The sequence below is a fragment of the Flavobacterium sp. WG21 genome, from assembly GCF_000335775.1.
Classification (GTDB): Bacteria; Bacteroidota; Bacteroidia; order Flavobacteriales; family Flavobacteriaceae; genus Flavobacterium; species Flavobacterium tructae.
The window spans coordinates 13,995-27,334 of sequence record NZ_AMYW01000032.1 but is presented as its reverse complement, the minus strand read 5'-3'; the positions used below and the strand labels follow the sequence as shown (position 1 = coordinate 27,334).

The 13,340-nt window shown below is 36.3% G+C and carries 9 protein-coding genes and 2 tRNA genes; 2 read left to right on the top strand and 9 right to left on the bottom strand.

Annotated elements, in window-relative coordinates; genetic code table 11:
* Positions 1 to 7: 7 nt before the first annotated feature.
* Positions 8 to 3,067 carry a TAT-variant-translocated molybdopterin oxidoreductase gene (locus tag C245_RS0118760; RefSeq protein ID WP_017498153.1) on the bottom strand — a complete coding sequence of 1,020 codons (3,060 nt, stop codon included), beginning with the start codon at positions 3,065 to 3,067 and terminating at the stop codon, positions 8 to 10.
* 32 nt (positions 3,068 to 3,099) lie between these two features.
* Positions 3,100 to 4,434, bottom strand: coding sequence for a c-type cytochrome (locus tag C245_RS0118755; protein WP_017498152.1), 1,335 nt, complete (start codon positions 4,432 to 4,434; stop codon positions 3,100 to 3,102).
* 219 nt (positions 4,435 to 4,653) lie between these two features.
* Here C245_RS0118755 and C245_RS0118750 point away from each other — a divergent pair, with 219 nt between their 5' ends.
* Positions 4,654 to 5,043, top strand: coding sequence for an SPOR domain-containing protein (locus tag C245_RS0118750; RefSeq protein WP_026110154.1), 390 nt, complete (start codon positions 4,654 to 4,656; stop codon positions 5,041 to 5,043).
* Positions 5,044 to 5,751: 708 nt separating this feature from the next.
* Here C245_RS0118750 and C245_RS0118740 read toward each other — a convergent pair.
* The 4 genes from C245_RS0118740 to rimP all read right to left on the bottom strand — a co-directional run bounded on the left by C245_RS0118740 (position 5,752) and on the right by rimP (position 11,075).
* Entirely contained in the window at positions 5,752 to 6,261 is a 510-nt protein-coding gene (locus C245_RS0118740; protein ID WP_017498149.1) for a DUF4920 domain-containing protein, read from the bottom strand.
* A gap of 154 nt (positions 6,262 to 6,415) precedes the next feature.
* Positions 6,416 to 9,295, bottom strand: a complete 2,880-nt coding sequence (gene infB / locus C245_RS0118735; RefSeq protein ID WP_017498148.1) for a translation initiation factor IF-2 — start codon at positions 9,293 to 9,295, stop codon at positions 6,416 to 6,418.
* 48 nt (positions 9,296 to 9,343) lie between these two features.
* The gene (gene nusA, locus C245_RS0118730) at positions 9,344 to 10,597 is read right to left on the bottom strand and encodes a transcription termination factor NusA (RefSeq protein ID WP_017498147.1); all 1,254 of its coding nucleotides are present in this window, start codon (positions 10,595 to 10,597) and stop codon (positions 9,344 to 9,346) included.
* 13 nt (positions 10,598 to 10,610) lie between these two features.
* On the bottom strand, positions 10,611 to 11,075 hold the full coding sequence (rimP, locus tag C245_RS0118725) for a ribosome assembly cofactor RimP (RefSeq protein WP_017498146.1): 465 nt from the start codon (positions 11,073 to 11,075) through the stop codon (positions 10,611 to 10,613).
* Positions 11,076 to 11,252: 177 nt separating this feature from the next.
* On the opposite strand from rimP, the gene C245_RS0118720 reads away from it, so the two are divergent.
* Positions 11,253 to 12,077, top strand: a complete 825-nt coding sequence (locus C245_RS0118720) for a universal stress protein (protein ID WP_017498145.1) — start codon at positions 11,253 to 11,255, stop codon at positions 12,075 to 12,077.
* Positions 12,078 to 12,128: 51 nt separating this feature from the next.
* On the opposite strand, the gene C245_RS0118715 is transcribed toward C245_RS0118720, so the two are convergent.
* The 3 genes from C245_RS0118715 to C245_RS0118700 all read right to left on the bottom strand — a co-directional run bounded on the left by C245_RS0118715 (position 12,129) and on the right by C245_RS0118700 (position 13,205).
* A tRNA-Gln gene (locus C245_RS0118715) sits at positions 12,129 to 12,199 on the bottom strand.
* A 508-nt stretch (positions 12,200 to 12,707) separates the two neighbouring features.
* Positions 12,708 to 12,884, bottom strand: a complete 177-nt coding sequence (locus C245_RS24290) for a hypothetical protein (RefSeq protein WP_017498143.1) — start codon at positions 12,882 to 12,884, stop codon at positions 12,708 to 12,710.
* A gap of 250 nt (positions 12,885 to 13,134) precedes the next feature.
* Positions 13,135 to 13,205, bottom strand: a tRNA-Gln gene (locus C245_RS0118700).
* Positions 13,206 to 13,340 lie beyond the last annotated feature (135 nt).

Genomic DNA, 13,340 nt, shown 5'->3' with positions numbered 1-13,340 from the left:
AATTTTACTAAGTATTTCTAACTTTTACATGATAGAAAACGTTCGGTTTTGTACCAACATGCTCTAATAAATGATACATTCTTTCGCTTTCTGCTAACTTAGCAACTTCGCTTTCTTTATCATTTACATCTCCAAACACCATAGCTCCAGAAGAACAAGCTGCAGAACAAGCGCAAGCATTGTTGAATTCATCTTTTGCTACAACTCTTCCTTCACGTTTTGCCTGAAGAATAACAGCTTGTGTACTTTGAATACAGAATGAACATTTTTCCATAACTCCACGAGAACGAACGTTTACGTCTGGGTTTAATACCATACGACCTAAATCATCATTCATGTGATAGTCGAATTCACTGTTTTTGTTGTACAAGAACCAGTTGAAACGACGTACTTTGTATGGACAGTTGTTTGCACAGTAACGAGTACCAACACATCTGTTGTATGCCATGTGGTTTTGACCTTGACGACCGTGAGATGTTGCTGCAACCGGACAAACTGTTTCACAAGGAGCGTGGTTACAGTGTTGACACATTACTGGTTGGAATGCAACCTGTGGATTGTCTCCTGGCTTTTCCATTTCATTAAATGTAGATAATGAACTTGATAAACCTGCAATTCCTTCTTTTCTTTCGTTATCACCTTCAAAAGTGCTTTCAGAAGAATAGTATCTGTCGATACGTAACCAGTGCATATCACGGCTTCTTCTTACCTCTGCTTTACCAACAACAGGAACGTTGTTCTCAGCATGACAAGCAATAACACAAGCTCCACATCCTGTACAAGCATTTAAGTCGATAGAAAGGTTAAAGTGATGTCCTGTAGAACGATCAAATGATTCCCATAAATCTACTGTTGTAGCTTTAACTTCCTGGTGATCTAAAGATACCATTGGTTGTGGATTCCAATGTTCAGCATTTTCTTTGTTGAATACATCAAGGGTAGTTTCTTTAATAATATCTCCTCTACCCATTAATGTTTTTTGTCCCTGAACACAAGCAAACTCATGCTCTCCATTTGCTTTCGCAATAGAAACAGACTGAACACTATTGAAATTTTTATATAAAGCGTAAGCATTTAAACCTACCTGCATTTCTTCTTTTAACGCTGCCTTACGACCGTAACCAACTGCTAAACCAACTGTACCAACAGCTTGTCCTGGCTGAACAATTACCGGTACATTTTCTAATTTAGCTCCGTCAGCAGTAGTAATAGTAGCATAACTTCCGTTCAAACCACCGTTAGCAACGATTTCATTTGACAATCCTAATTTTTTAGCATCAGCATTAGAAACAGTAACATAGTTATCCCATGAAACTCTGGTAATTGGATCCGGGAACTCTTGTAACCAAGGGTTATTAGCATGTTGTCCATCTCCTAATCCAGTTTTAGTATATAATACCAATTCGAAATCACCAGCAGCTTTAGATTTTGCAAGTGCATTTGCAGCAGTAGCTGCATCAACAGCACCTCCAGATAATGCAGAAGATCCAACTACCGCAACACCATCATGTAATACTTTGTTCCAAGAAGATCCTGCAGTAAATGCTGAAGAATTAGCTTTTAAATAATCATAAAAAGTACCTGCGGCACCATTTAATGACAATAAAACATCCTGAAATTGTTTGGTATTAAAAATAGGGCGAATCGTTGGTTGCGTTAAGCTATAAGTTCCGCTTGTTATTTCTAAATCTCCCCAAGACTCTAAATAATGAGGAGCCGGAGCAGCAACAGTAACAATTGAAGCAGTTTCATCTTCTTTTAATGAAAAAGCAACAGATGTTTTAACTTTTTTCAATCCTGAAACAAAAGCAGCTGAATCAGCTAAAGTGTAAGCAGGATTAACTCCACTCATAATTAAAGTATGAACACTTCCAGCATTCAGATCTTTAATTAATTGAGAAACAACAGCATTAGATCCTTTTCTAATTTGTCTTGCTCCTGCAGTAGTATAAGCTTCACTCGCCAAAATTTGGTTGATAGCTAAAACTAATAACTGAGCGTTTTTATCTTCGATTCCGGAAACCAGAACCCCTTTAGATCCGGCAGCTTTTAATTGCTGAGCAGCTTTCACTACTTCAGCTTTATAAGCAGCATCTAAAGTAACAGGAACAGAAGCACCTGCAATAATGTTATATATTTGAACTAAAGCCTGTTTTTGAACAGCAGTAGTCATAGGAACACGCTTATCAGCAGCTGCTCCGGATAATGTCATATTTGATTCGAATTGGAAGTGACGAGACATTTTTCCGTTTTGCGGAATACGTCCTTTTGCATATCCACTATCGTACCCACCACCTTGCCAGTCTCCTAAGAAATCAGCACCAACAGATACAATTAAATTAGATTTTGAAAAATCGTAATCAACTAAAGCTCTTTGACCATAAACAGCCTGAAAAGCATCTAAAGCCTCAGATGAAGAAACTGCATCATAAACAACATGCTTAGCATTTGGATTTTTAGCAATAAATTCAGCGATTAATTTTTCAGTAGATGGACTTGCAAGTGTATTTGTTAATAATACAACCTGTTGGTTTTTAGCTTTTGCTTCAGCTAAACTCGATTTAATTTTTAAATCAACAGCTGACCAAGAAGTTTGTTTACCATCTACTTTTGGCTCTTTTAAACGAGCGCTATCATACAATCCTAAGATAGATGCGTGAATTCTCGCATTGGCTGCAAATTTAGCACCAGCGATTGCATTGTTTTCAATTTTAATTGGACGACCCTCACGAGTTTTTACCAAAAGATTAGCAAAATCAAAACCATCAAATACAGTAGTTGCATAATAATCTGCAACACCAGGAATGATTTGCTCTGGTTGTAAAACATAAGGGATAGACTTGTGCACAGGACCTTCACATGCAGCAAGTGTAACTGCCGCAGTACTAAATCCTACGTACTTTAAAAAGTCACGACGTGAAGTTCCAGATGAAGCTAAAGCATCTGCATTCCCTAAGAATTCATCTGTAGGAATCTCTTCAACAAACTCGTTATTTCTAAGCGCCTCAACAATAGAACTATTTTCTAGTTCTTCAACACTTTTCCAGTATTTTTTGTTTGATGACATTGTATATAAATATTAAAATCTTAATAATTCGATTAATAGTGGCATTTACCGCATTCTAAACCTCCCATTTGCGCTGCAGTTAATTTCTCTACACCGTATTTTTTAGAAAGTTCAGCATGAATTTTATCATAGTATGCATTTCCTTCCATCTTAACATCAGTTTTTCTATGGCAATCAACACACCATCCCATTGTTAATTTAGAGTATTGCTTCATGATTTCAAATTCTTCCACAGGACCGTGACAAGTTTGACATTCGATACCTCCAACAGTAACGTGTTGAGAGTGGTTGAAGTAAACAAAATCAGGTAAGTTGTGAATACGAACCCATTTTACTGGCTGCGTTTTTCCGGTATAAGCTTGTTTTGCCTTATCCCAACCAACTGCATCATATAATTTTTGGATCTGAGCGTCGTAAAATGCTTTGCTGTACTCAGGAGTAGCAGTAGTTTCAGCAACTTCAGAGATGTTTTTATGACAGTTCATACAAACATTCAAAGATGGAATACCAGCAGTCTTACTTACACGAGCAGCAGAGTGACAATATTTACAATTGATTTCGTTATCACCAGCGTGAATTTTATGAGAATAATGAATTGGCTGAATTGGCTCATAATTTTGATCCACACCAACTTGCATTAAATATCCGTACACAAAATATCCACTTGCCAATAGCAAGAATATTGCAGTAACTAATACCAAGAACTGGTTTCTAGCGAACGCTTTCCAGATAGGAGTCGTAGCTTCTTTAGGAGCAACTACAATTCCGTTATTACTAGCTACTTTAGTCAATACTTTGTTCACCATGAACAACATCACAACCAATATAGCCATTACAAGTGCAAGTGCACCTAAAATAATATTGTTTGAAATACCACCACCGTCAACATTAGTTCCCGGAGGAGTTGCAGCCCCACCAGCAGCAACAGCTGGCTCAGCTTTTACTTCAGAAGTATACGCGATAATATTATCAATATCTCCTGTTGATAATTGAGGAAAAGAAGTCATTACTGACTTGTTGTTTTCTTCAAAAAGTTTTACTGCTACAGGATCACCTGACTTAATCATGTCAGAACTGTTGTGAACCCATTTGTAGATCCAAGCAATATCATGCTTTCCAGCAACTCCCCTTAAAGCAGGACCCGTTGATTTGGCATCTAATTTGTGACATGCAGCGCAATTTGCATTAAAAAGTTCTTTCCCTTTTACCGGATCACCACCAGCAGTTGCAGCCGGAGCGGCAGCAGCTTCAGTCGCCGCAGGAGCAGCTGGATCTTGAGCAAATGAAGTTAGGGAGAAAAGCAGCGTTAGCGATAAGCTAAGCAGCAATTTTCTTGAGATCGAATTATGGTTACCCACCTTTTTCATATAGTATAATAATTATCTACTAATTTTTGGTATGATTTTTTCTGTAGTAAATCAACAAAAAACTAATACCTTCTTTTAAAACTTGCACAAAAATACGACTTATGTGTTATTCTCAAAACCTTAAAATAGTCTTAAATATCAATTTATATCAATTCTAAATAATATCAAATTTTCGCATACAAATTTTAAATACTATTTTTGTTCAAAAACCACCACATTATGAGAATTTTAACCCCATCCAAAAGAGTTTTCTTCACGCTAACAATGATCACTTTAGCTTACAACATTCAAGCTCAGGATCAAAATTTAACACTAAATCAAGATCCAAAATTTGAGCAATTATTGAATGACAAACGCAAAATTAACACATCAATAAGTACAAACGACACCTATAAAATTCAAATCTTCAGCGGCAAAAGCGAAGAAGCAAAGAAAACGTTATCGGATTTCAAAAGAGAATACAGCAACATCGATGGAACCATAATTTTCAACACTCCAAACTACAAGGTAATTGTTGGAAATTTCAAGACCAGAATAGAAGCAGAAAGAAACCTGGCAGACATCAAAAAGAGACACAAAAATGTTTTTCTATTAAAGCCAGGAAAGTAAACTCTTCATTAAAACAGAACAATCAAAAAAAGGGCAGCTCCAAAACGAAGCAGCCCTTTTTTCATAACTTATTCTGATCACAAAATACAATCTTCCACATCCTCTTATCTTTCTTTCCAAACATTACCCCCCCCTTATCAGTAGCTAGCCAAAACCTAAGATTACACCATACAGACAAGACTCTCACCAACATCAATATGCATACGCATGACGAATTCAAATCATCTCACCCCATGCGGAAAAGATAATCCTCCATCACTTAAAGCTCTCAGAAAGCAAATCCAATCATTCCACTTTAACACTTTCTAGTATACTCCAAATCGAATCTAAAAACTCGAGATACCGATACAAACAGACGAGTCAACAACATTAAACGATTGAACACACCCTCATCACACAAATAACCTTCCATCAATTATCCATATTTCGCAATTTACCCCCCCTATACCCTTGTTTCATTTTACAAACTGAAACAAAATATTACTCGGACTCAAAAAAACATCCCCAGACCTGAAACAATTATTAAGCAACTTATTCTTTCAAACAACAAACAACCTTGTCCCTATTCAGTCCGACTCTCTACTTCCACAAACACCCTTTTCTTCCAATCACCCAAACAAAACAAACTCTTTTTTACTCCAACAAAAAAGTCCCGGCAAAAGCCAGGACTCTAAAACATAAATATTGAGCAGTAAATCAAAAATGCATTTAATTCACCACCTTAATTCCATCTGCCATAAATCGAATTTCTTCTTTCGGCTTGTTGATCGCATCAATTTCAGCTTTTGATTTTTTAGCATCTTTAGCATAATGTTTCAACTCATCGACAGAGGTGATTTTCTTCTCGGCCGTACCTTCCAAAACAACATTCTTACCTTTTAATGCTGTTGGCACAAAAAAAGCATAGTCCTTCATTTTCACAAAGAAAGAAGATCCATCTTCAGTTTTAACAGTAACCCAACATCCTTTCTTCGGACAAACATCGGTCACGATTCCTTTCACCGATATATTTTCAGCCTTATTAGTCGTTTTTAAGTCGCTTTTCAACTTCTCAACCGTGATCGCTTTGCTTTCTGAAATTTTCGAAACATCGGCACCGTAATGATCTCCCACTACAGCATTTCCTGCCGGAGGAGCACTCTTTTCAACTGCTTCCTGTGAAAAAGACACTGAAGAAAAACTCGCAAAAAGAACGATTGCATATATAAATTTTCTCATAATTAAATATTTTTAATCAAAAATAGCATTAAAATTGAAATAAACGAAAATATTAATCACACCTCATTTTTTTAAACACCATAAACTTCGTTTATATATTCTCACAAAAAAAGTCCCAACTCTCGTTGGGACTTTTGAATATCAATATTGACTATTATTTCAATTTCTTTTTGATTGCTACTTCGTGGTAAGCCTCAATAACATCTCTTTCTTCGATATCATTGTAACCTTTGATCTGAATACCACAATCGTACCCTTTAGTAACTTCTTTAACATCATCTTTGAAACGTTTCAATGCCACAAGTTCACCTGTGTGCACCACTACTCCATCTCTGATTACTCTAATTTTAGAAGATCTCATAATCTTACCATCCATCACCATACAACCAGCGATTGAACCTACTTTAGAAATTTTGAAAATCTCACGAATTTCAGCAGTTCCTAAAATTTCTTCTTTCATCTCAGGAGCTAACATTCCTTCCATTGCATCTTTTAAGTCATCGATTGCAGCATAGATAATAGAATAGTAACGGATATCGATTTCTTCTTTATCAGCAAGCTGTCTCGCATTTCCTGCAGGACGAACATTAAATCCGATAATGATCGCATCAGATGCAGAAGCCAACATAACGTCAGTTTCAGTAATTGCTCCAACACCTTTATGAATGATATTAATTTGAATTTCTTCTGTAGACAATTTAGAGAACGAATCTGATAATGCTTCAACAGATCCATCAACGTCTCCCTTAAGGATTACGTTCAATTCTTTAAACTGACCAAGAGCGATACGACGTCCAATCTCATCCAATGTAATATGACGCTGTGTACGTACTGATTGTTCACGCATTAATTGAGAACGTTTAGATGCAATTTGTTTCGCTTCTTTTTCGTCTTCAAAAACGTTAAACTTATCACCGGCAGTTGCAGCTCCGTCAAGACCTAAAACAGATACCGGAGTTGAAGGCCCTGCTTCTTTAACAATATGTCCGCGTTCGTCATGCATAGCTTTAATTTTACCATGATGCTTACCTGCCAACATATAATCTCCAATTTTTAAAGTTCCGTGTTGAACTAAAATGGTAGAAACATATCCTTTTCCTTTATCTAAGAACGCCTCAACAACAGTTCCCTGTGCTGCTTTATTTGGATTTGATTTTAAATCTAAGATTTCAGCTTCCAATAAAACTTTCTCTAACAATTCTTTCACTCCTAATCCTGTTTTAGCAGAGATATCGTGTGATTGAATTTTTCCACCCCAATCTTCAACAAGTAAATTCATACCTGCCAGTCTTTCTTTAATCTTATCCGGATTAGCATTTGGCTTATCCACTTTATTGATTGCGAAAATAATTGGAACACCCGCAGCTTGTGCGTGAGAGATCGCCTCTTTGGTTTGTGGCATGATATCATCATCCGCCGCAATTACAATGATAGCAATATCGGTAACCTGAGCTCCACGTGCACGCATCGCGGTAAACGCCTCGTGACCCGGAGTATCTAAGAATGCTATTTTCTGACCGTTATCTAAAGTTACTCCGTAAGCTCCGATGTGCTGTGTAATACCTCCAGACTCTCCGGCAATAACATTTTCTTTACGGATATAATCCAATAAAGAGGTTTTACCGTGATCAACGTGACCCATTACTGTAACAATTGGCGCTCTCACCACTAAGTCTTCTTCTTTATCTTCAACTACCTCAATAGCTTCTTCGATATCAACCGTGATAAACTCTACTTCGTAACCAAACTCATCCGCTACAATTGTTAAAGTTTCAGCATCCAGACGTTGGTTCATGGTAACCATGATACCAAGAGACATACACGTTCCAATTACTTTTGTAATCGGCACATCCATCATGATTGCAATTTCACCTACCGTAACGAACTCTGTAACTTTAATTGTTTTACTTCCTTCGTCAAGTGCTCTTTGCTCATCATCTGATTTCTGACGGTGCGTTTCTCTTTTATCTCTTCTATATTTAGCCGCTTTAGATTTTCCACCTTTACCCTGAAGTTTTTCAAGAGTCTCTCTAATTTGGTTTTTTACTTCCTCTTCAGTCGGCTCCACTTTTGCTACAATTGCAGGACGGTTTCCTTTAACAAAACCTGGTCTCGCACTTCTGTTCGCATTAAAACCTCCTCCACCAGTATTTGGTGTAATTTTATTAGGGTTTGGAGTTCCCGGCGCATTACCTGTTGCAGGTTTTGGCGCCCCCGGAGTTCCCGGTTTAGGAGCGATTCTTTTACGCTTATTTTTATTAGCGTTATTTCCGGCTCCCGGAGCTCCTGGTTTATTAGGAGTTATCTTTGGATCTTCTTTCTTTTTCTTAGGCTTATTGAATTGAGACAAGTCAATTGTCTGCCCGGTAAGAGTAGTTCCAGATAATTTTTGATATTGTGTAGTAATTATTTCCTCAGCAGTGTTAGGATCAGTTGAAACAACCGGTTCCTGCGCTACTTTTGGAGACTCTACTTTTACTTCTTTCTTCTCTGTAATAATAGGTTTTTCTACCTTTTTCTCTTCAGAAACTACAGGAGCAACTACCGGCTCTGGCTGTACAATTTCTTTTTGAACAGGTTTTTCTGGTTGAGTTGGAGTAACAACTGCTTTTGGCTCTTCGGTTTTAGCCGGTTCCTCAGTAGTAGTAGAAACAATTGCAGGTTTCTTCGGGTTTAAATCAATTTTACCTACTTGAACAGGCCCTGTTACAACTGCTCTCGCTTTTATAACCTCCTGTTGTTTTTGGCGCTCTTCGTCTTGTCTGCGTTTGTCCTCAATTTCTTTCTCACGTTCAACACGTAATGCTTCTTTCTCTTTTCTTTTCTCTTCTCCTACCTCTTTAGAAGCTTCCTTATTCCCCTTATCGCCCGCAAATTGGCTTTGTAGGATATTAAATTCGCTATCAGAAATTTTCGCATTTGGATTTGCATCAATAGCAATACCCTTATCTTTTAGATAATCAACAGCTCTTTCTAACGAAATATTTAATTCCCTTAAAACCTTGTTTATTCTTATTACTCTCTCTTCAGACATATAACCTTTTTATTATTACCTTTTTCGTTGTGTTGTTAGAGCAGACAACTAACTGTCAAACTCTTCTTTTAGTATTTTCATAACATCAAGAATAGTTTCCTCTTCTAAATCTGTTCTTCTTACTAAATCTTCTACTTCTTGCTTCAGAATACTTTTTGCTGTATCCAAACCAATTTTAGCAAATTCTTCAATTACCCAGCCCTCGATTTCATCTGAGAATTCTGTTAATTCAACATCATCCTCATCTGCCGTTGCTCCTGCAACATCTCCTTCACGAATAACATCTAATTCGTAACCTGTTAACTGACCTGCTAATTTAATATTGTGACCTCCTCTACCAATTGCTTTAGAAACTTCTTCTAATTTCAAGAAAACTTCAGCTCTTTTGTTTTCTTCGTCAATTTTAATAGACGAAACTTTCGCAGGGCTTAAAGCTCTTGTAATAAACAATTGAATATTGTTTGTATAATTAATTACATCGATATTCTCGTTTCCTAACTCACGAACGATTCCGTGAATACGAGATCCTTTCATCCCTACACAAGCTCCAACAGGATCAATTCTATCATCATAAGAATCTACCGCTACTTTTGCTTTTTCTCCAGGAATACGCACTACATTTTTAACTGTAATCAAACCGTCGAATACCTCAGGAATTTCCTGCTCAAACAATTTCTCTAAAAACTTCTCAGAAGTTCTGGACATAATGATTTGAGGTTTGTTTCCTTTTAATTCAACGCTTTCAATAATTCCACGTACATTATCTCCTTTACGGAAAAAGTCAGACGGAATTTGTTTTTCTTTTGGAAGTACAATTTCATTTCCTTCATCATCGACCAAAATTACAACTCTTGGACGTACGTGGTGCACTTCGGCAGTATAAATATCACCGATAATATCTTTAAATTGTTTGTAAAGATTTGTATTATCGTGTTCGTGAATTTTAGATATTAAGTTTTGACGCAAAGCCAAAATAGCTCTTCTTCCTAAATCAATCAATTTTACCTCTTCAGAAACCTCTTCACCGATTTCAAAATCAGCTTCAATCATTCTTGCTTCTGTCAAAGTAATCTCTTCGTTTTCAAAATCCAGATCTTCATCAGCAACAATTACTCTTCTTCTCCAGATCTCCATATCTCCTTTATCAGGATTTATAATGATGTCAAAGTTATCATCAGAACCGTATTTTTTCTTTAATGCATTTCTAAACACGTCCTCTAAAATTGCCATAAGCGTTACACGATCAATAAGTTTATTATCTTTAAACTCTGAGAATGAATCGATTAATGCTAAATTTTCCATGCGAATTCTTTAATTAAAATGTTACTGTAACAATTGCCTCTTTAATTTCTGTATAAGGTATTTGTTGCTCTTTTTGAACTGTTTCTTTTCCTTTTCCTACTTTTTTCGGTTCTCTTGCTTTCCAAGACAAAATTATAAAAACATCGTTAGCTTCCACCAATTCTGCCTCAATTTTTTCAGTATTTGTAGTAACAATCAACGTTCTACCAATATTTTTAATGTATTGTCTTGTCATTTTCAAAGGCGACCCTACTCCAACAGATGCTACTTCAAGCGAAAAATCCTGCTCTTCACGATCCAGATTATTCTCGATTGCACGACTAATGTCAATACAATCCTGCAGCGCCACTCCATTATCACCATCTAAACCAACACTAATCTTAAAAGAGTCTGACACAGCCAGATCAATCAAAAAGATCGATGGCTTCTCCAGAAGAGCTTCTGTAATTAATCCGTTTACTTTTTCTTTAAATGTCATAATTTTATAAAAAGAGGGGACACTTAGTCCCCTCATTATTTAGATTTTAATAAATAACGGTGCAAATATAGTGTTTTTTTTATAAATCAAAATAAATAGATTAACCTAAAAATATTTCTTATCTTTATAATAGCATCAAAACTATCGATTTTTTAACTATTCAAGCCCTAAAACACCATGAAACGAATCCTAGTACCTACCGATTTCTCAGAACATGCAGAGGACGCTTTAAAAGTCGCCTCTCAAATTGCAAAGAAAAACAATTCTGAGATAATCATTTTACACATGCTCGAATTACCCAGCCAAATGAACGATGCTGTTCTAGGAGGCGCAAGCATCCCCGAAACAATGCTTTTCATGAAAAAAGCCAACGAAATGCTGGATCAGGTTTCATCAAGACCTTATCTGGACGGAATTCCGATTACGGAAATTGTAAAAATAGACAAACCCATTCATGGCATTACTCAGGTAAGTAAAGAATATGAAATCGATTTAATCGTAATGGGATCACACGGATCATCCGGCATAGAAGAACTATTAATAGGGTCAAATACCGAAAAAGTAGTTCGAAATTCTGAAATCCCGGTTTTAGTAATCAAAAAAGACACTACAAATTTCAATGCCTCTACTATTGTTTTCGCCTCAGACTTCTCAGAAGAAGCCAAAGAACCCTTCAAAAAATTCCTGAAATTCACGAAGGCTTTTGACTCAAAAATACACCTGGTCACTATCTGCACCCCTAACAGCTTCAAACCAACTCATGAATTACAAAAAACAATAGATGCCTTTGTAACCGAATTTAACCCGACCCATTACTCTGCTCATATTTACAATGACACCAACATCGAAAAAGGAATCATCAACTTCTCCAACAGCATCAATGCCGATATTATAGGAATGTGCACACACGGAAGAACTGGCTTTGCTCATTTTTTCAACGGCAGTATCAGCGAAGGACTTGTAAATCATGCCATCAGACCGGTACTTACCTTTAAAATTTAAAAAAAAATAAAACGCATAAAAAAAAGCCTCTCGATTGAGAGGCTTTCTATGTTGGTCTACTAGGACTCGAACCTAGAAAGACTGCACCAAAAACAGTTGTGTTACCATTACACCATAGACCAGCAGTGCTGTTAAGCGAGTGCAAATTTAAACCTTTTTTTAGTTTACACAAACTTTTTCTCAACAAAAATATCAATATTTCAGAATTAATAAATCGTAACCCCCCAGCCTTCCTACCCTCAAACCGTTTTCCCAACCCTAAAACACCACACAAACCTCACAAAACCAGTTATTAATTCCAAAAAAAACGAAGCACAAATTTTTTGATTTTTTTTTCACACACTCCAGTATTTTTTTTCTCAGCAGATACCGCATTTGAACAACACCCATTCATAAAGACCGAAAATCAAGAAAATCACAAATGGAATTTCAGAAACTTCAACCACATTACTCCTTGTTCTGAGAAGCACATATAACACCTGAAACACTATTAACAAAACAACAAACACCCACTTTAAAACACCATAAAAACAAAAAAAGAGAAAGTTTCACAACGCAAAACTTTCTCTTTTTATTTTCAAACATTTTTGAACTTAAAAATTCAACAACGTTTCTTTTTTTTTCACAAAACTAGACAAGTACGGCAAGTAATTGCTGAACAGTTACACCTAGAATTCGTGCTACCTCCCATATTGTCTTACCCTCATTCAGCAAGGCTAAAGCATCACTCAAAAGGCCTCCGCCTTTTACTTGTTTCATTTGAGTAGAATCCAACTCTGTAAAATTCATTTCTTTAATAGTTTTCATAATTTTAATTTTTTAGAATTATTAATTAGCTATAACAAAAAACTTATTCTACCATCAAATATACACAAAAAAACTTACAAACAACAATCAGTATGTACTAAATTTTCTATTTTTAAACCTAAACACACTTAACCAACCACTATCTCGTCAACACAAAAAAACTTAAAATCTATTAAATCCCCAACAAAATCTTATACTAACCGAAACATCAGCGCATAAAAAAAGCCTCTCGATTGAGAGACTTCTTATGTTGGTCTACTAGGACTCGAACCTAGAAAGACTGCACCAAAAACAGTTGTGTTACCATTACACCATAGACCAGCAGCGCTGTTAAGCGAGTGCAAATTTAGAGCTTTATTTAGTTTGTGCAAACTTTTTGAGCAAAAAAAATCATTTTTTACTGTTTTTTTCTCTTCAAAATCGCCAGCAAATCCACAAGTATTTCACAAACAACAC

Coding starts and splice junctions, on each gene's coding strand:
- C245_RS0118750 (WP_026110154.1), top strand. CDS start 4,654: ATGAGAATTTTAACCCCATCCAAAAGAGTTTTCTTCACGCTAACAATG.
- infB (WP_017498148.1), bottom strand. CDS start 9,295: ATGTCTGAAGAGAGAGTAATAAGAATAAACAAGGTTTTAAGGGAATTA.
- C245_RS0118760 (WP_017498153.1), bottom strand. CDS start 3,067: ATGTCATCAAACAAAAAATACTGGAAAAGTGTTGAAGAACTAGAAAAT.
- C245_RS0118720 (WP_017498145.1), top strand. CDS start 11,253: ATGAAACGAATCCTAGTACCTACCGATTTCTCAGAACATGCAGAGGAC.
- C245_RS0118755 (WP_017498152.1), bottom strand. CDS start 4,434: ATGAAAAAGGTGGGTAACCATAATTCGATCTCAAGAAAATTGCTGCTT.
- nusA (WP_017498147.1), bottom strand. CDS start 10,597: ATGGAAAATTTAGCATTAATCGATTCATTCTCAGAGTTTAAAGATAAT.
- rimP (WP_017498146.1), bottom strand. CDS start 11,075: ATGACATTTAAAGAAAAAGTAAACGGATTAATTACAGAAGCTCTTCTG.
- C245_RS0118740 (WP_017498149.1), bottom strand. CDS start 6,261: ATGAGAAAATTTATATATGCAATCGTTCTTTTTGCGAGTTTTTCTTCA.
- C245_RS24290 (WP_017498143.1), bottom strand. CDS start 12,884: ATGAAAACTATTAAAGAAATGAATTTTACAGAGTTGGATTCTACTCAA.